Below are 16395 nucleotides of genomic sequence, written 5' to 3' on the forward strand. Positions count from 1 at the left end.
GGCATCCGGGCTTTTTCCGCCCGGCCCGCAAAAAGCATTGCGCCCCCGGAACGCGGTCGGGCATACTCCTTCCTGTCGGCGCGGCGGAAAGGCGGAGGGTCATGGTCGTGGTGAAGCGGGTGATGGTGGACGCGGACATCCTGGGGTGCCTGCGACTGCCGAGCCGCGAGATCACCGGCCTCCTGCCCCGCCTCCTCCTGTCGTGGCCGCTGCCCCTGCTCCTGGGCGGTGTCTGCTCCCCACCGTGACCACGCGCTGGTCACGCCGTGCGGGAGCCGCCCACCTGGGAGAACGGGGAGGGCGGCTCTTCTCGTCACCGGGCTGGTCCCCGGCGACCGGGTGCGCTGGGCGCACCGGGGCGTGGCGGACGGCGCGGACGCGCGGGGAGTCGCGGCGGGTGGTGGGGGAGAGGTCCCCCGGCTCGCCCGCGCCTTTCCCGGACCTGATTCCCGAAATTCCCGGGATCGGTGGTTCCGCGGTTTCCCGGTGACCGCAGAACCGCTCGCGCAATTCTCCGGTCGAACGCCCAGGGGAGCGTTCGGCGCATTCACCGCGCCCGGTGGAATTCGGGCGCACCCGGTCCGGCGTGGCGCCGCGCCGACCGCTCCCCGTGCTTTCCGGCGGCGCCCACCGACGCGCGCCGCCTTCGCCAGACCCCTCCGCCTGGGTGCGGGGGGAGGCGACGCGGACGTCCCGCTCCACACGGGACCCCGCGCCGCCGCCGCCTCTTCGGCTCCTGGGAGGAGCGCCCGCCTTGTACGCGGGAGGGCCGGGTTCGAACCCCGGATGAGGTCGGCGCACACCCCTGTGGCCCAATCGGCAGAGGCAGCGCGTTCAGGACGCGTCCGGTCCGGGTTCGAGTCCCGGCAGGGGTACTCACGGGTTCACGCCGCTCCGGCGTGGCGCGCCGACGGGCGCGCGCCGCGGCGCGGATGATCCGCCACGTCACCCCGCGAACTGCGGGCTCGCCACCTCCAGGGGGTCGGGAATGCCGGTCGAAGCGCTCATCCGCCGAACGCTGCGCGTCCCGCGCGCCGCCGGGGCGACCACCGGGGACCCTGGCGCCGCGGTGGCCCGCCAGTTCGACGTGGTCCTGCTGAGCGCCGGTTTCAAGGCCACCCGCGACCTCCTCGCCCACCTGTCCGCGCTCCCCGCCCCCGTGGCGCTGGACCTCGCGGCGACCGCCGTGCGCGCCCTGCGCGAGCTGGTCGCCGACCACGTCCGGCACACCCCGTACTTCCGCGACTTCCCCGAGGGCGTCCCGGACACCGTGGAGTTCTGGCTGGAGCGCCTCGCCGAGCTGGTCACCACCCAGGGCCCGCCCGAGCCCGGTCCGCTGAACCTGCTCGCGCTGCCCGGTTACGGCGTCCCGCGGCACACCCACGCGGACGTCCTGGCCGCGCACGACGAGTTCGTCCCCTCCGCGCGGGACCGCGTCACCACCGTCCACTTGGGACTGACCGAGGCCGAGGAGCTGGCCGCCCTCTACCTGGACCTCGCGGGCAGCCCCACCCCGCTCACCGCGGGCGACCTGGAGCTGCTCGCCGAGCTGGCCGAGACGCACCTCGACGGCCCGCACCCCGAGCGGGTCCCGGTGCGGGAGAACCGCGCCGTGCTCAACGCCGCGCGCCTCGCGGCGGGCCTGGCCCCGGACGTGGACACCACGAAGGACGTGCTGCGCCTGGCCTGCCGCGCCAGCGGCGGGGACGTGACCCTGGCCAGGCCCACCAGGTTCCGCTCGTTCCGCCGCCCCGAACGCCGACTCCTGCTGACCGCGCTGGACCGCGTGGCGACCGACCCGGCCAAGCTGGCCGACGTCGCCACGCTCGCCGAACCGTGGAAGCGCCTGGGCGAACGCCTGCACCCGCACGAGCACCCGGCCCTCCCGCACGCCGCCGAGGTCTTCGCCGTGGCACGCGGCGAGCGCGGCGCGCCCGGTCTGGCGTCCCGCGTCGAACACGCGCTGGCCACCGAGGGCCCGGCACGCGCGGCGGCGCTCCTCGCGTCGTCCCCCGGCGCGCTGGCCCGCGCCCTGGACCGCCTGCTGCGCCTCGCGTCCCCGGATGAGTCCGAAGTGGACTCGGTGCTCTCCGCGCTGCGGGACCGGATCGGCGAGGTGTCCGGCCGGGTCCTCTGCTCGCTGCGCGACCACCTGGCCACCCGCGCGACCCCCGCGCCCGCCCGCCTGTTCACCATCCGCAACCGCACCGCCTGGTTCACCCCCGACACCCGCCCGCCCCTGCCCGAACCCCTGCTGGCCGAGGTGATCGCCCTGCTGGACGGGGAGATCGCCCGCCGCCTGCCCGACCACCCCGTGGTGCTGTTCGACCCGGACGTCCTGGACGTCGCCCTGCCCCTGTCCGGGAAGGCGACCCAGGACGGCTTCGCCGTGCTGCCCAGGGGTTCGCGCACCAGGCTCGACCTCGCGGACGGCGAGGTGCTGCGCCTGTTCGCGCACTGGAAGCAGCGCGCGGAGCCCACCGACTACGACCTGTCCGCGCTGCTGCTGGACGCGGACTTCGGGTACCGGGGCCACGTGTCGTGGACGAACTACCGGGGTGAAGGCGGCGCGGTCTACTCCGGTGACGTGACGAACGCCCCGGAGGGCGCCGCCGAGTTCATCGACCTGCCCCTCGCGGGCCTGGACGCGCACTGCGTGGTGCCCCAGCTGCACCGCTACTCCGGCGAGAGCTTCGACCGGGCCGAGGAGGCGCTGTTCGGCTGGATGCAGCGCGACCACGTCCAGTCCGGGGCCCCGTTCGACCCGCGCACCGTCCGCACCCGCTCCGACCTGCGCGACCCGCTGCCGACCGCCGTGCCCGCCGTGTTCGTGCGCGACGGCGACGGCTGGGTGGCGGTGTGGACGCACCTGCACCTGAGCGGCACCGGGACGTTCGCCAGCGTGGAGACCACCGGCGACATCGCGCGCAAGGTCGCGCGGTCGCTGGTGGAACGCCGCTACCTGACCGTCGCCCACCTGCTGGACCTGCTGCGCGCCAAGGGGTCCCAGGTCCTCCCGTGGACCGGCGAACCGCCCACGTCGGACGTCCCCCCGCTGTACGTCGGCCTGGACCGCCCGGAGGGCTTGCCGGACAACGCGGCGACCATCACGCGGGAGAACCTGAACCGCTTGCTCCCGGAGTGAGCCGATCGCTAAGCTCGAGGCAGCGAGGCCATGGGAAGGCTTCCTTCTCGTCCCCCAGGGGACTCATGCTCTAGTCCTCCCGCTCTCCTCGCCCCTCGTCACCGCAGGGCCCGTGCTCCGGCGCGGGCCCTGCGGTCGTTCCACCGGCCCCGTCCCCGAAGCCGATCCGCCACCCGCCCGGCGAGTCGTGTTGGCCGCCACCCGCGCGTCCCGTACTACTGGTCCCGCCCTGCGCCACCGGCGCCCAGCGCGTTGACCTGGAGGCGATGGTGGACGACGAGATCTCCGTCCTGGAGGCCGCCACGGCGGGGCTGACCGTCGAGCCGCGCGGCAAGCGGTGGACTCACCTGCCGCTGTGCGTGCTGGACGCCGTGTTCTCCATCAACCTGCGCTACCGGGGCGTCGTCCGGGTCTGCGAGGCCTACGCCACCCACGCCGGCCTGCCCGACCCGCTGCTCCCCGCCGACCGCGCGCACGAGGTCGTCGGCACCGACCGCGAGCGGCCCGTCGAGACCCTGGTCGAGATCGGCCGCGCGGCAGGCGCCGACGACCTCGCCCGCCTGGTCCTGCGCAACCGGGGCCGCACCAGCACGCGTGGCGGCGTCCGCAAGGCCGAGGCCGCGCTGCGCTACGCCGAGACCCTGGCCGCCGAGGGCGTGCACCGCTTCGCCGACGTGTCCGCCCTGCTGGCCGACCCCGTCCGGTTGGCGCAGGTCGAGACCAAGCTCCAGCTCGTGCCCGGCCACGGCGCTGGCGTGCGCCTGTCGTACCTGTGGATGCTCACCGGAGCCGAGGACCGCGTGAAGCCCGACCGCATGGTCCTGCGCTGGCTGGCCCGCCACCTGGACCGCGTGGTCGGCGCCACCGAGGCGACGGCCCTGCTCGTGGCCTTGGGCGAGCGCACCGGCCACAGCGCCCGGGAGTTGGATCACGCGGTCTGGCAGCACGAGTCGAGCAGGTCCCGCGCTCCCCGCACGCCGACCCGCTAGCCCCGACCCGCTAGCCCCCGGCCTGGAAGCGCCCCCGCGCGGCGCGACCGTGCCCAGCGCCGTCCCGATCCCCGCCACCCCGTGCTCGACCCGCATACACTTTTGCCCATGACGCAAGACGAGGGCGAGCTGGACAGCCTGGTGCGCAAGCGCGTCCGCGCCCTGCGCCTGGCCCAGGGCTGGTCGCTGGACGACCTGGCCACCCGCGCCAAGCTCAGCCCCTCCACGCTCAGCCGCATCGAGAACGGGCAGCGCAGGCTCGCGCTCGACCAGCTCGTCACGCTCGCCAAGGCCCTCGACACCTCGCTCGACCAGCTGGTCGAGACCGCCGCCGAGGACGTCGTGACCAGCCCGGTGCACGACCCGTCCCACCAGGCGCTGCGCTGGGCGCTCCGCGCCGACCCCGGCATGTCCGTCATCCGCCAGCGCCTGGTCGACCCGCCGCCCGACAGCCCGTCACGGCTGCGCGCGCACCCCGGCCGGGAGTGGCTGGTCGTGCTCTCCGGCACCGCCGTCCTGCTGCTCGGCAACCGCACCTACCGCATCGAGACCAACCAGGCCGCCGAGTTCCCGACCATGCTCCCGCACGCTCTCGGCGCGCTCGGCGGACCGGCCGACATCCTCGGCATCTTCGACCGCGACGCCCGCCGCAGCCACCAGTCCGGCCAGGAGTGAACCACCCGTCCCGGTGAACTGCGCTTGCGCGTCCGGCACCCCGGCGCACGACCTCCTTGCCAAATCGGCAATCGATCGTGCGCTAGACGCATGAAGCTCCTACCGTCACCCCCATGACGCACGCCGCTCACCAGCACACCTCCGCAGGCCACGGGCACGGCCACCCCCACGGTCACGACCACGCCCACGGGCACGACGCCGCGAACACCCAGATCGAGATCCTGGACCTGGACGCCGAGGTCCTCGCCGACCAGATCGCCTCGATCGTCGACTCGCTGCCCGTCCCCACGCCTCCCGCCACCATCGTCGACCTCGGCGCGGGCACCGGAGCGGGCGCGCTCGCCCTGCTCCGCCGCTTCCCGGACGCCCAGGTCACCGCCGTCGACACCGCACCCGCCCACCTGCGCCGCCTCGTGGAGAAGGCGGAAACGGCCGGTGTCGCCGATCGAGTCCACCCGGTCGAGGCAGACCTCAACGCGCAGTGGCCACCCCTCGGCGTCCCGGAGCTGGTCTGGGCCTCCGCCTCCCTGCACCACGTCGACGACCCGGCGCGCGTCCTGCGCCTGGTCCACGACCTGCTCGCCCCCGGCGGCCTGTTCGCCCTGGTCGAGCTGGCCGACTTTCCCCGCTTCCTGCCTGCGGGCGCCCCGGCCGAGAGCCCCGGCCTCGAAGACCGCTGCCACGCGGCCGCGCCCCGGCACGAGGGCCACGCCGACCACCGCGGCACCGACTGGACCCCTCACCTGATCGAGGCGGGCTTCACGATCGAGGCCCACCGCACCGTCACCATCAACCTCGCCCCACCCCTCCCGGACTCCGTGGGCCGCTACGCTCTCAACGCCCTGCGGGGCCTCCGCCACCAGGCCGCCGACGCGCTGGCGCCCGAGGACCTGGCCGTCCTCGACCGCCTGATCGACCCCGACGACCCGCGCAGCGCGCTGCGCAGGCCGGATCTCACCGTGCGCACCGAACGCGTCGTCTGGGCGGCCCGCAAGCCCTGACCCCAGCGGTTCTGTCGTACCCCCGTGCTTGGCTGTGCCCCGTGACCGACGACACCGACTGGTCGACCCTGGAGCACGCCTTCGGCAGGGCCGACGACATCCCGCCGATGCTGGAGAAGCTGGCCACCGACCCGGACGCGGACACCTGGTCGGAGCTCTGGGGCTCGATCTACCACCAGGGCAGCACCTACTCCGCCAGCGTCGCCGCCCTCCCGCACCTCGCGCGCATCGCCGAGCTGCGCCCCGACGCGGCGCTGGAGGCCATCGCGCTCGCGGGCCGCATCAGCGCCGCCGAGTGGCCCGATGTCGAGGACGAGCACCCGAGGGCCCTGGAGTCCCTGCGCGCCGCCGCCACCGCCCAGCTCGCGGTCGAGGGCTTGGACGACGACTTCGCGGTCGCCCTCCAGGCGCTCCTCGGCCTCGGCCGCGCCCCGGAGTGGGGCGAGGACGCGTTCGACGGCGTCATCGCGGGCGGCTGCTGCGTGGCGTGCCCGTCCTGCGAGACCGACCTGGACGTCCGCTTCCCGTCCAGCACCGGCAACGGCTGGGAGGGCGTGGACACCGTCCCGGAGCCCGCGACCGAGTTCGACGGCGTCGCGGCCTGGCTGCGCGGCGAGGCGCTGCGGGCCGGAAGAGCGGGGGTGGCCGCGACGCTCGCCGAGCTGTTCGGCACGATTGCCTGCGACGAGTGCGGTGAGCGCTTCGCCCTGGCAGCGGCGCTGACCGGGTTGGAGGGCGACGAGGAAGAGGACTGACGCGGGATGAGCGACGCGGTGCCGGTGCTGCTGGAGCGGCTGGAGACCGACCCCGACCCGGAGACCTGGGCGAGCCTGTGGGACGAGCTGTACCACGGCGCGGCCGACCCCGCGGCGGGCGTCGAGGCCCTGCCACGCCTGCTGCGGGTGGCCGAGTTCCAGCCGACGGAGGCGATCGACGCCGTCGTGCTGGCCGGAAGGCTGAGCGCCGCCGCGTGGCCCGCCCCGCAGGAGTCCCAGCCCGAGGTGCTGGAGGCCCTGCGCGACCACGCGAGGGCCCAGCTCGCCGCGGCGGGCGCCGACATCGACACGGCCTACCTGATCGCGGCCCTGCTCGGTCTCGGCCAGGCCCCGGAGTGGGGCGAGCTGTTCGACGGCGTCGAGCTCGGCGGCTACGAGCTGACCTGCCCGGACTGCGCCCGCCACCTGACCGTCCGCCTGCCGTCCACGGGCACCGAGGACTGGCTGTCGGCCGACACCAACGCCGAGCCCGCGCCGGAGGAGGACCTCACCGGCACGGCGGAGTGGGCGTACCGGGCGGCCGTCGAGTCGGGCAGCGCGGCCGTGGCCGGCGCGGTGCGCGAGCTGTTCGGCGAGGCGACCTGCCCGCACTGCGCGACCCTGTTCGTCCCGGCGGAGCGGGTGCTCGCGCAGGGCTGACCGCCCCGGCCAGGGCCGCATCAGCGCGTGCGGCCCTGGCCGACCGGCTAGGACCCCAGGAACGCCAGCAGTTCGGCCGTGACGAACTCCGGGTTCTCCTCCACCAGCCAGTGCCCCGCGTTCGGCACGTCCGCCGACCGCACGACGTTCGTCAGCCTCGGCGCGACCGTCGCGCGGATCGCGTCCGACTGGCCCTGCGCGGCCAGCACCAGGGTCGGCACGTCGAGCGGCGGCGCGGACTCGGCGGCCCGCACGTCCGCGCCGAGCGAGCGGTACAGCTCGAACCCGCCCGACAGCGCTCCCGGTTCGCGGTAGGTGCGCGCGTACTCGTCGATCTCGGCCTCGCTGAACGGGGACGTGGTCGCGTCGCCGCCGAAGGCCGTGCCGTTGAACGAGACCTGCGGGTAGAACAGCGACAGGTACTCGCGCACGTCGTCGCCCACCACGGCTTCCGGCACCTGCGGCTGCGAGTGGAACGCGATGTGCCAGCTCAGCGAGCGGTACGCGGTCTCGCCGATCGCGGGGCCGGGCAGCGGAAGGTCCAGGTAGCCCAGGCGCGCGGTGTCCTGCGGGAACTGCGCGGCGTACTGGAACGCCACCGCCGCGCCCAGGTCGTGGCCGACCACGGCGGCGTCGCGCACGCCGAGCCGGTCGGCGACCAGGGTGTGCGCGTAGCGGGCCAGGGTCGCCTTGTCGTAGCCGGACGGGGTCCCGGTGCTGTCGCCGAGGCCCGGCAGGTCGATCGCGTAGACGGTGTGGTGCTCGGCCAGTTCGGGCATGACCTCCCACCAGCCGTACCAGGTCTGCGGCCACCCGTGCAGCAGCACCACGGGCGAGCCGCTGCCGCCGGTCACGTAGTGCATCCGCACGCCGTCCACGTCGGCGAACTCGTGGCGGAACCTCCCGGCGAACTCGGGGTCCTCGCGCGTGATCACCTCGTGGGCCGGGATCTCGGGCGCGGCTTCGGGGCCTGCGGGGTCGGGTCCCGCGCAGGCGGTGGCGCCCAGCGCGAGCAGGGCCGCCAGCGCGGTCACCAGGCGGTGTCGGGTGTTCATCTGAGCCTGTTCTCCTTCAGGGGCTGGGGTTTCAGCGCCCGGTCGCGCCGTCGATCAGCTCGCGGAGGATGTCCGCGTGCCCCGCGTGCCGACCGGTCTCCTCGATCAGGTGGACCAGCGCCCAGCGGGCCGTCGGCGCGTCGGGGTGGGGGAGCGGGGCGCCCAGGTCGTCGACCGCGTCGAGCACGGCGTTCACGCGCTCGACCGCGTCGCGGTAGCGGGCGAGGACGTCGGCGACGGTGTCGGTCGGCGCGGCCTCGAACGTCGACGGCCAGTGGATCCCCTTCTCCCCCAGGAAGGTCGCGCGCTCGACGTGCGCCAGGTGGTGCAGCAGGCCGAGCAGGTTCGTGCCGGACGGGACGCCCGCGGCGCGCACCTGCGGTTCGGGCGCGCCGTCGAGCTTGGCGGCGGCGCAGGACCGCAGGTAGTCCAGGAATCCGCGCAGCACCTGGGCTTCGGGGTTCCCGGTCCGGGGCGGCGGGGTGTCGTGGCGGGGCATTTCGCTCCTTCGTGGACGGTGTCAGCGGGTGCGGCGGACCAGCAGGACGTGGTCGACCACCTCGGCGCGCTGCCCGCCCGGCCCGGTCGCGACCCTGGTCGGCGACTCGCACCGCTCCACCGCCCACCCGTCCGCGTCCAGCGCCAGCTCCTCGGCGACCTCGTGCGGCGGCGGGTTGTCGTCGTCGCGGCCCCACGACCAGGGCGCGGCCGAGCCGTGGTCCACGACCAGCAGCCGGCCACCGGGGCGCAGCGCCCGCGCGGCGGCGCGCAGGACCGACGCGCGGTCCAGGTCGAACGGGGTGTGCAGGTAGTGGGCGCAGACCAGGTCGAACCGGCCGGTGGGGAACGACCCGGCCAGGTCGTGCCGCTCGGCGGCGACCCGGTCGGCCACGCCGCGCTCCCGCGCCAGCGCGGTCAGCCGCTCGACGGCGGTGGCCGAGATGTCGGTGGCGCGCACCCGCCAGCCCCGTTCCGCCAACCACAGCGCGTCGCCACCGCCGCCGCACCCCAGGTCCAGCGCGTCACCGGGGTCCAGCGGCCCGGCCACCTCGGTGAGGCGGGCGTTCGGCGCGGGCGCGGACGGCGGGCGGTTCGCGTGGACGCCGTCCCAGAACTCGGTCGCGGTGCTCATCGGGGCTCCTCTCCCATCGGTGCCGCCAGTCTCACCGGCACCACCCCGAACTGGCACAGAAACTTGCCGTTTTGGCAAGATGGCCGGGTGGACCGGGAACTGGACGGGGTGCTCGACGCGGTCGGCCCCAGGCTGCGGGCGCTGCGGCGCGATCGCGGCGTCACGCTGGCCGAGCTGTCCCTGCGCACCGGGGTGTCGGAGAGCACGCTGTCCCGGCTGGAGAGCGGGCAGCGGCGGGCCACGCTGGAGTTCCTGCTGCTGCTGGCGCGCGCCTACGACGTGCCGCTGGACGACCTGGTGGGCGCGCCGCGCACCGGCGACCCGCGCATCCACCTCAAGCCGATCACGCGGTTCGGCATGACGTTCGTGCCGCTGTCCCGGCGGCCGGGCGGGGTGCACGCGTTCAAGATGGTCATCCCCGCAGAACCGGAGCCTCTCGCTCCCGCGCCCAAGACGCACGAGGGGCTGGAGTGGCTGTACGTGCTCAGCGGCCGGTTGCGGCTCGTGGTCGGCGACCGCGACCTGGTGCTGCCGCCCGGTGAGGCGGCCGAGTTCGACACCTCGCTGCCGCACTGGCTGGGCACCGCCGACGGGGGAGCGGTGGAGCTGCTGATCCTGTTCGGACTGCACGGCGTGCGCTCGCACGTGCGCCCCGACGCGAACCGGACCGGGAACGACGAGGAGCCCTGACCCCACAACGGGATCAGGGCTCCGGGGGATCAGGGCCCCGGCGACCGCCGGTCAGCCCCGCCCGGCGCGCACGGCGGCCACGACACCGCCGTCCACCAGCAGGTCCGCGCCGGTGACGAACGAGGAACCGGGCCCGAGCAGGAACGCGGCGGCCTCGGCGATGTCGCTCGCCGTGCCGACCCGCCCGGTGCCGGACGCGGCCACCATCGCCCGCATCCGCTCGCCGCTCGCGCTCGCCAGCTCCTGCTGACCCATGGGGGTCGCGATCACGCCGGGGCTGATCGAGTTGACCCGCGCGCCGCGCTCGCCCCACGCGCGTGAGGCGGCTTGGACCTGGAAGTGGTTGGCGCGCTTGGCGATCCCGTACGCGCCACCGGGGTTCAGCGCCGCCGGGTCCAGCTCGGGCGAGGCGATCAGCTCGGCTGCGGTCCTGCTCGCCAGCAGCCGCTCCAGCTCCGGGGTGATCGGAGTCAGGTGCCCGCCCATGCTGGCGATCACCACACCCGCCCCGCCCGGCGCGACGACCCGGCCGAACTCCGCCAGCACCAGTTCCACGCCGAGCAGGTCGACGGCGAGGATCGCCTGCACCGGGGCCTGCGCGGGGGAGAGCCCGGCGGTGTGCGCGACCTGCGCGACCCGCCCCAGCGCGGCGGCGGCGTCGGCCAGCGCGCGCACGGACCCCGCGTCCGACACGTCGACCCGCTGGGCGGTCACCACGTGCCCCTCGCCGCGCAGCGAGTCGGCGGCGGACGTCAGCGTGGCCTCGTCGAAGTCCGCGAGCAGCACGTGCCTGCCCGCGCCCTGGCGGTGGGCGATGGCCCGCCCCATGCCACCCGTCCCGATGACGACGACCACCTCGGTGTCGCGCATGACGCCTCCCGTTCCGCGCTTTACGAGACGATTCGTCTCGCCTGGGTGTGACGGTACCCTCCGCGAGTGGTCCAGTCGCACCCCCGTCGCCGCAGCGCGGCAGCGCACCGCGCCATCCTGGAGGCGGTGCGCGACCTGCTGCTGGAGTCCGGCTACGAGCGGCTGTCCATGGACGGCATCGCGGCGCGCGCGGGCGTGGGCAAGCAGACCCTCTACCGCTGGTGGCCGTCCAAGGCGGCGGTGGTGGCCGAGGCGACCGTCGCCGGGCTGGTGTGGAACGGCGGCGGCGAGGTCCCCGAGACCGGCGACGTGGCCGTCGACCTGCGCGCCTGGCTGACCGTCCTGGTGGAGTCCACGGCGGAGCGGGCGTCGCTGGTCCGAGCCCTCATCTCGGCCTCCGCGGACGACCGGGGCGAGGCCCGCCGCCTCTACCTGCGCTTCACCGGCCCCCACCGCGACGCCGTCCTCGCCCGCCTGCGCCGCGGCGTGGACTCCGGCCAGGTGCGCCCCGACGCGGACCTGGACGCGGTCGCCGACGCCTGCGTGGGCACCCTGCTCTTCCAGGTCCTCACCGACAACGAGAACCACTCGGCGTCCCGCCTGGACGGCCTCCTGCGCCTGCTCCTACCGGGCCTCCTGGTCCACCCCCGGACCACTGGCGCCCCCGAACCACCCGGCGACCACCACTGACCTGGAGCGTCCCACACCGCCCGGCCCCGCCCACTGCCCTGGGCCGTCCTACCCCGCCCCGTCCCGCCGCTGACCTGGGCCGTCCCACGCCGACCCGCTCCGCCGCTGACCTGGCCTTCCCCTCGCTGAGTCGGACTGTCCCACCGCGCCTGTGGTCGTCTCGCCGTTGATCCGGGCCACCCTGCCGTCGAACCGTCCCGCCGCGCCCCGTCCGCCCCACCTCTGCCCTGACCGCCCCACCTCCGCCCTGACCGGCCCGCCTCCGCCCTGACCGGCCCGCTGAGCCTCTGGCCAGCCCACTGGCTGAGTCGGTCCACTGCCCCCCCCTGAGCCGTTCCACCGCGTCTCGAACCGGCCCGTCACGTCCCCAGCCCAGCCCGCCGCGTTCCCGCCACCACGCCACACCGAGCCCTTCTCGTCACCCACCGCGATCAACCGCGTGGCCGATCACTCGATCGTGTGGCCAATGGTGTGGGCCACCCGTCGCCCGGTTCCCGTACCGTGATCGTTTTGCCGGGCGCCCGACCGGCGCGGTGAGCCGGCAGTCAAGACATCGGAGGACGACGCGTGAGCGAGGTCTACCGGGACGAGGTCCCGGCGCACCTGAGGACCACGGCGCAACTGCGCTCGTCGGGAAGGCGTCCGGTCGACCCTGGCAAGGCCGCCGCCTGGCTGGAGCGCGTCTTCGACGGCGACGTCTGGCGCACCGCCCTGCACGACGTCACCGCGACCACCCCGCTCCCGTCGTCGCCCCCGCGCGCCCCCGAACCAGCGCGCGCCACCACCTCACCCGCGCGCGAGGAGTCCGCGACGTGGGCCCGCGACGTCCTCGCCGACCGCGACGCGGTCGTGCTCGACACCGAGCTGACCGACTTCACCGGGCGCGTCATCGAGATCGCCGTGGTGGCCACCGACGGCGCCACCCTGCTGACCTCGCTCGTCGACCCGGAGGGCGCGCAGATCAACCCGTACGCGCAGCGCGCGCACGGCATCACCGCCCAGATGCTCACCGGCGCGCCCACGCTGGAGCAGCTGTGGCCGAAGCTCGACCACGTCCTGCGCGGCAAGCGCGTGATCGCCTGGAACGCCCCGTTCGACCTCACCAGGCTGCGCGCCGAGCACCGGCACCTCTTCGGGGACGCCGACCTCCCGGACTGGCTGACCGGCCCGTGGCTGTGCGCGATGCGCAAGCACGCGGCCTGGGTGGGCGACCGCAACACCAAGGGGGGCGGCTTCCGCAACCACCGCCTGGAGGGCGGCCACCGCGCGGAGGGCGACTGCCTCGCCGCCCTGGCCTGGATCAAGCGCATGGCGGACACCGCGCCCGGCACGGAAGCGCACGCTGGCACGGGAGCGCACGCTGGCACGGGAGCGCACGCCGTCGCGGGAGCGCACCCCGGCGCGGTCACGACCGGCGCACCGGAGCCCGACCTGGCGACGATCCGCGAGCTGTGGCCCCAGGTCCTGGGCAAGGTCCGGGAGCACAGCCGGTCCCTGGAGGCCATGCTGGGCAAGGCGGAGCCCGCCGTCGTGGCGGGCCGCGTCCTGACGATCCGCCACCCCTCCGCGGTGGTCGGCCGCAGGGTCGCGCAGAGCCAGAACCTCGGCCTGGTCAACGCCGCCCTGACCGCGCTCCTCGGCCTGCCGTGGACCACGCGGGTCGCACCGCACGACCCCGGCGCCTGACGGACCGGGCTTGAGTCTCAACCGCCTTGAGACCCCACAGTGGCCACCGTGACCGACGACCAGCTGTACCCGATCGGCGACGTGGCGCGCCGGACCGGCCTGAGCGTGAGCGCCATCAGGTTCTACGCCGACGAGGGGGTGATCGAGCCGACCGCGCACACCGACGCCGGCTACCGCCTCTACGACGTGGCCGCCATCGCGCGCCTGGAGCTCGTGCGCACCCTGCGCGACCTCGGCGCGGGCCTGGACGACATCCGGGGCGTGCTCAAGGACGAGATGAGCCTGCGAGAGCTCGCGTCAGCGCACCTCGACGTCGTCGAGGGGCAGATGCGCACGCTGAAGGCCAGGCGAGCCGTTCTCCACACCATTGTGAACCAGAACTCCGACGCGCGGCAGGTGTCTCTCCTGCACGATCTGGTGAACATGTCCGACGACGCCCGAGACCGCCTGCTCGACGACTTCTGGACCGAGGTCACCGGGGGCCTGCCGATCCACCCCGGCTACCAGGAGCACCTGCGCCGCACGCGCCCCGTGCTGCCGGAGGAGCCCACCGCCGAGCAGTTGCAGGCCTGGATCGCGCTGGCGGACATGGTGGGCGACGCGGAGTTCCGCGCGTCCGTCCGCCACTTCTACCGGCAGGCCTTCGCCACGCCCCGCTCGGACGAGCTCACCTCGCCCCAGATGGTCGCCCGGTCGGAGGAGCACAGCGCGATCTCCCTGGAGGCCTGGAAGGCCGAGCGCGCCGGGACCACCCCCGAGTCGCCGGAGGCGCGGGAGCTGGCCGAGCGCCTGCTGAGGTCGACCGGGCTGATGAGCGCCGAGATGACCGGCCAGAGCATGGACGAGGAGCAGTGGGCCGACCTGCGCGGGCTGCTGTCCGAACCCGAGGCGAACCCCGAGGTGACCCGGTTCGTGGAGGGCTTCACGGCGGACTTCGGCGGCGTGTTCGAGCCGTTCTTCGCGCTCCTGGCGACGATCAACGACGTGCCGCTGGAGGAGCTGTGGAACACCGGCCCGAGCGACGCCTGGGTCGCGGCGGCGCTCAGGGCAGGCGGCTGACGGGCAGGTGACCGGGCGGGCGCTGAACCCAAGCCGGGCGCGGGGGCGCTCACCCCCGCCCCGGCACCAGCCCCGTCCGCCAGGCCCACGCCGCCACCTCGACCCGGTTGCGCGCCGCCAGCTTGCGCTGCGCGTTCCCCAGGTGCGTCTTCACCGTCGCCACCCCGAGGTGCAGCTCCCCGGCCACCTCGTCGTTGGTCCGCCCCAGCGCCACCAGCCGGACCACCTCCAGCTCCCGCTCGGTCAGCGGCTCCACCAGCGCGGCCGACTCCTCGGCCCGCTCCGCGCCCCGCTCGGGCGCCAGGTGCGCCAGCAGCCGCACGGTCACGTTCGGCGAGATCATCGACGTCCCGGCCGCCGCCGCCCGCACCGCCTCCACCAGCAGCGCGGGCGACATGTCCTTCAGCAGGAACCCGCACGCCCCGTGCCGCAGCGCCCGGTACACGTACTCGTCCAGGTCGAACGTGGTCGCGATCAGCACGTTCAGCGGGTCCCGCACCCCAGGCCCGGCGAGCAGCCGGGTCGCCTCCAGCCCGTCCACCCGAGGCATCCGGATGTCGAGCAGGCACACGTCCGGCCGCAACCTCCGCGCCTCCGACACCGCCGCCTCGCCGTCCCCGACGCTCCCCACGACCTCCATGTCCGGCTGAGCGCCCAGGATCATCCCGTACGCCGAGCGCATCATCTCCTGGTCGTCGGCGATCAGCACCCGGATGCTCATGGCAGCGATGGTGGCAGAAGGGCCACCACCCGCCACCCCACCCCCGCCGCGCCGGGCCCGGCCTCCAGCCGCCCACCGGCCGCCTCCACCCGCTCGGTCAGCCCGGCCAGCCCGAAACCCCCGCTGCCCAGCACGGGTTCCGCCGCCGCGCCCCCGTCGTTGACCACGCTCACCGCCAGCTCCCCGCCGTCCCCGACGCGGGCGCGCACCTCGACCACCCGCACACCTGCCCCGTGCCGCAGCACGTTCGTCAGCGACTCCCGCACCACGTTCCGCACCACGTCCACCACGTGCGCGGGCAACCGCGCCCCGCCCAGCTCCGGGTCCACCGACGCGACCGCGCGCGGCGGCCCGGTGAACTCGCGCACCGCCTCGCCCAGCACGTCCGCCAGCAGCTCCCGCTCCCGCGCCGGGGCCTCGTCCCGCAGCACCGTGATCATGCCGCGCATCGACGTCAGCGCCTGCGACCCGGCCTTCTCGATCGCCTCCAGCATGGTGTCGAGCGCTTCCGGTGACAGCTGAGCCCCGGTGGCCGTGGTGTACCGGACCGCCCGCGCCTGCGCGACGATCGCGGTCACGTGGTGCGCCACGAAGTCGTGCAGGTCCCGCGCGTACTCCAACCGCTGCTCCTGCCTGGCGAACGCGCTCAGGTCGGCGTGCCTGCGCTCGTGCAGCCGCAGGTACATGCCCAGCAGCACCGCGAACGGCATCCCGATGCCGATCAGGGCCCCCATGGTGACGTGCAGGTCCAGGTTCTCGTCCGCCAGCCGCAGCGGCAGCGTCGCCGCCGCCACCACCAGCGCGGGCGTCAGCAGCACGGCGTGCAGCACCGGCCGCAGCACCACCACCCGCACCGCCAGCCAGGCCAGCTCGATCAGCTCCACCATGCCGAAGGTGTTGTCCAGCCCCACCGGGACCGCCTGCGACAGCGCGGTGAACCCGGCCGTCGCGACCACCACCGGCAGCACCCACCGGGCCCGCGCCAGCGCGAACGCGGGCAGCACCGCGCAGACCGCCAGCCCGACCGCGCCCTCCCACCGCTCCGCCGACCCGACCTCCACGACGAGCACGCCGGTGGCGAGCACCCCGATGAGGGCGTAGAACACCACCGCGGCGATCGCGAGCGGTCGCTCGGCCGCCGACTTCCTCAGGCTGGGCATGGTCCGAACGCTACGACAGCTCCCCGCGCGCGCACCTCAACCGTTCGGTTGAGCCGAATCCGGGAGCGTCCGCCGCGCGGTTGATCCGCCGCCGCGCCGATCCGACC

17 protein-coding genes and 2 tRNA genes are annotated in these 16395 nt (G+C 74.9%); 13 read left to right on the forward strand and 6 right to left on the reverse strand.

From position 1 onward, the window contains the following. Positions 1–101: 101 nt before the first annotated feature. From AMIR_RS40290 to AMIR_RS14980, 9 genes are all read left to right on the forward strand, one after another. Positions 102–248 carry a hypothetical protein gene (locus AMIR_RS40290; protein WP_015801798.1) on the forward strand — a complete coding sequence of 49 codons (147 nt, stop codon included), beginning with the start codon at positions 102–104 and terminating at the stop codon, positions 246–248. Between the two features lie 475 nt (positions 249–723). Beyond that, positions 724–794 (forward strand) — tRNA-Thr (locus tag AMIR_RS14945). 7 nt (positions 795–801) lie between these two features. Next, positions 802–875, forward strand: a tRNA-Leu gene (locus AMIR_RS14950). A 113-nt stretch (positions 876–988) separates the two neighbouring features. Next, complete coding sequence (locus AMIR_RS14955; protein WP_015801799.1) at positions 989–3145, forward strand: TerD family protein; 2157 nt, start codon at positions 989–991, stop codon at positions 3143–3145. A gap of 266 nt (positions 3146–3411) precedes the next feature. Beyond that, positions 3412–4134: a hypothetical protein gene (locus tag AMIR_RS14960; protein WP_041836775.1), complete on the forward strand. Its 723-nt coding sequence runs from the start codon at positions 3412–3414 to the stop codon at positions 4132–4134. A gap of 108 nt (positions 4135–4242) precedes the next feature. Then, positions 4243–4809 (forward strand): helix-turn-helix domain-containing protein, encoded by a 567-nt coding sequence (locus AMIR_RS14965; protein ID WP_015801801.1) that lies wholly within the window; start codon positions 4243–4245, stop codon positions 4807–4809. A gap of 113 nt (positions 4810–4922) precedes the next feature. Then, positions 4923–5810 (forward strand): class I SAM-dependent methyltransferase, encoded by an 888-nt coding sequence (locus AMIR_RS14970; RefSeq protein ID WP_015801802.1) that lies wholly within the window; start codon positions 4923–4925, stop codon positions 5808–5810. 41 nt (positions 5811–5851) lie between these two features. Continuing rightward, entirely contained in the window at positions 5852–6565 is a 714-nt protein-coding gene (locus AMIR_RS35735) for a hypothetical protein (RefSeq protein WP_015801803.1), read from the forward strand. 6 nt (positions 6566–6571) lie between these two features. Further along, on the forward strand, positions 6572–7225 hold the full coding sequence (locus tag AMIR_RS14980) for a hypothetical protein (RefSeq protein ID WP_015801804.1): 654 nt from the start codon (positions 6572–6574) through the stop codon (positions 7223–7225). Positions 7226–7272: 47 nt separating this feature from the next. Here the strand turns inward: AMIR_RS14980 and AMIR_RS14985 are convergent, their stop codons facing one another. From AMIR_RS14985 to AMIR_RS14995, 3 genes are read right to left on the reverse strand one after another with little or no spacing between them, the layout of a single operon-like run. Beyond that, the gene (locus AMIR_RS14985) at positions 7273–8280 is read right to left on the reverse strand and encodes an alpha/beta fold hydrolase (RefSeq protein WP_015801805.1); all 1008 of its coding nucleotides are present in this window, start codon (positions 8278–8280) and stop codon (positions 7273–7275) included. 31 nt (positions 8281–8311) lie between these two features. Next, the gene (locus AMIR_RS14990) at positions 8312–8779 is read right to left on the reverse strand and encodes a mycothiol transferase (protein WP_015801806.1); all 468 of its coding nucleotides are present in this window, start codon (positions 8777–8779) and stop codon (positions 8312–8314) included. Between the two features lie 21 nt (positions 8780–8800). Then, positions 8801–9412 (reverse strand): methyltransferase domain-containing protein, encoded by a 612-nt coding sequence (locus AMIR_RS14995; protein WP_015801807.1) that lies wholly within the window; start codon positions 9410–9412, stop codon positions 8801–8803. Positions 9413–9499: 87 nt separating this feature from the next. Between AMIR_RS14995 and AMIR_RS15000 the strand changes: the two genes are divergently transcribed. Next, positions 9500–10102 carry a helix-turn-helix domain-containing protein gene (locus tag AMIR_RS15000; protein ID WP_015801808.1) on the forward strand — a complete coding sequence of 201 codons (603 nt, stop codon included), beginning with the start codon at positions 9500–9502 and terminating at the stop codon, positions 10100–10102. 51 nt (positions 10103–10153) lie between these two features. Here the strand turns inward: AMIR_RS15000 and AMIR_RS15005 are convergent, their stop codons facing one another. Continuing rightward, entirely contained in the window at positions 10154–10972 is an 819-nt protein-coding gene (locus AMIR_RS15005) for an SDR family oxidoreductase (RefSeq protein WP_015801809.1), read from the reverse strand. A gap of 66 nt (positions 10973–11038) precedes the next feature. On the opposite strand from AMIR_RS15005, the gene AMIR_RS15010 reads away from it, so the two are divergent. The 3 genes from AMIR_RS15010 (at position 11039) to AMIR_RS15020 (ending at position 14407) form a co-directional block, all read left to right on the forward strand. Continuing rightward, positions 11039–11662 (forward strand): TetR/AcrR family transcriptional regulator, encoded by a 624-nt coding sequence (locus AMIR_RS15010; RefSeq protein ID WP_015801810.1) that lies wholly within the window; start codon positions 11039–11041, stop codon positions 11660–11662. A gap of 567 nt (positions 11663–12229) precedes the next feature. Further along, positions 12230–13348, forward strand: a complete 1119-nt coding sequence (locus AMIR_RS35740; protein WP_015801811.1) for a 3'-5' exonuclease — start codon at positions 12230–12232, stop codon at positions 13346–13348. A gap of 48 nt (positions 13349–13396) precedes the next feature. Next, positions 13397–14407, forward strand: a complete 1011-nt coding sequence (locus AMIR_RS15020; protein WP_049797135.1) for a helix-turn-helix domain-containing protein — start codon at positions 13397–13399, stop codon at positions 14405–14407. 49 nt (positions 14408–14456) lie between these two features. Here AMIR_RS15020 and AMIR_RS15025 read toward each other — a convergent pair whose 3' ends face one another. Both AMIR_RS15025 and AMIR_RS42740 read right to left on the reverse strand, forming a co-directional pair. Further along, positions 14457–15128 (reverse strand): response regulator, encoded by a 672-nt coding sequence (locus tag AMIR_RS15025; protein ID WP_015801813.1) that lies wholly within the window; start codon positions 15126–15128, stop codon positions 14457–14459. After that, positions 15125–16288: a sensor histidine kinase gene (locus tag AMIR_RS42740; protein ID WP_015801814.1), complete on the reverse strand. Its 1164-nt coding sequence runs from the start codon at positions 16286–16288 to the stop codon at positions 15125–15127. Before AMIR_RS42740 ends, AMIR_RS15025 begins: the two co-directional genes overlap by 4 nt. Between the last annotated feature and the right edge of the window lie 107 nt (positions 16289–16395).

This window comes from Actinosynnema mirum DSM 43827 (genome assembly GCF_000023245.1).
Classification (GTDB): Bacteria; Actinomycetota; Actinomycetes; order Mycobacteriales; family Pseudonocardiaceae; genus Actinosynnema; species Actinosynnema mirum.

Excerpts from the sequence above, each read along its gene's own strand:
- AMIR_RS40290 (WP_015801798.1), top strand. The coding sequence starts at position 102 with ATGGTCGTGGTGAAGCGGGTGATGGTGGACGCGGACATCCTGGGGTGC.
- AMIR_RS14955 (WP_015801799.1), top strand. The coding sequence starts at position 989 with ATGCCGGTCGAAGCGCTCATCCGCCGAACGCTGCGCGTCCCGCGCGCC.
- AMIR_RS14960 (WP_041836775.1), top strand. The coding sequence starts at position 3,412 with ATGGTGGACGACGAGATCTCCGTCCTGGAGGCCGCCACGGCGGGGCTG.
- AMIR_RS14965 (WP_015801801.1), top strand. The coding sequence starts at position 4,243 with ATGACGCAAGACGAGGGCGAGCTGGACAGCCTGGTGCGCAAGCGCGTC.
- AMIR_RS14970 (WP_015801802.1), top strand. The coding sequence starts at position 4,923 with ATGACGCACGCCGCTCACCAGCACACCTCCGCAGGCCACGGGCACGGC.
- AMIR_RS14980 (WP_015801804.1), top strand. The coding sequence starts at position 6,572 with ATGAGCGACGCGGTGCCGGTGCTGCTGGAGCGGCTGGAGACCGACCCC.
- AMIR_RS14985 (WP_015801805.1), bottom strand. The coding sequence starts at position 8,280 with ATGAACACCCGACACCGCCTGGTGACCGCGCTGGCGGCCCTGCTCGCG.
- AMIR_RS14990 (WP_015801806.1), bottom strand. The coding sequence starts at position 8,779 with ATGCCCCGCCACGACACCCCGCCGCCCCGGACCGGGAACCCCGAAGCC.
- AMIR_RS14995 (WP_015801807.1), bottom strand. The coding sequence starts at position 9,412 with ATGAGCACCGCGACCGAGTTCTGGGACGGCGTCCACGCGAACCGCCCG.
- AMIR_RS15005 (WP_015801809.1), bottom strand. The coding sequence starts at position 10,972 with ATGCGCGACACCGAGGTGGTCGTCGTCATCGGGACGGGTGGCATGGGG.
- AMIR_RS15025 (WP_015801813.1), bottom strand. The coding sequence starts at position 15,128 with ATGAGCATCCGGGTGCTGATCGCCGACGACCAGGAGATGATGCGCTCG.
- AMIR_RS42740 (WP_015801814.1), bottom strand. The coding sequence starts at position 16,288 with ATGCCCAGCCTGAGGAAGTCGGCGGCCGAGCGACCGCTCGCGATCGCC.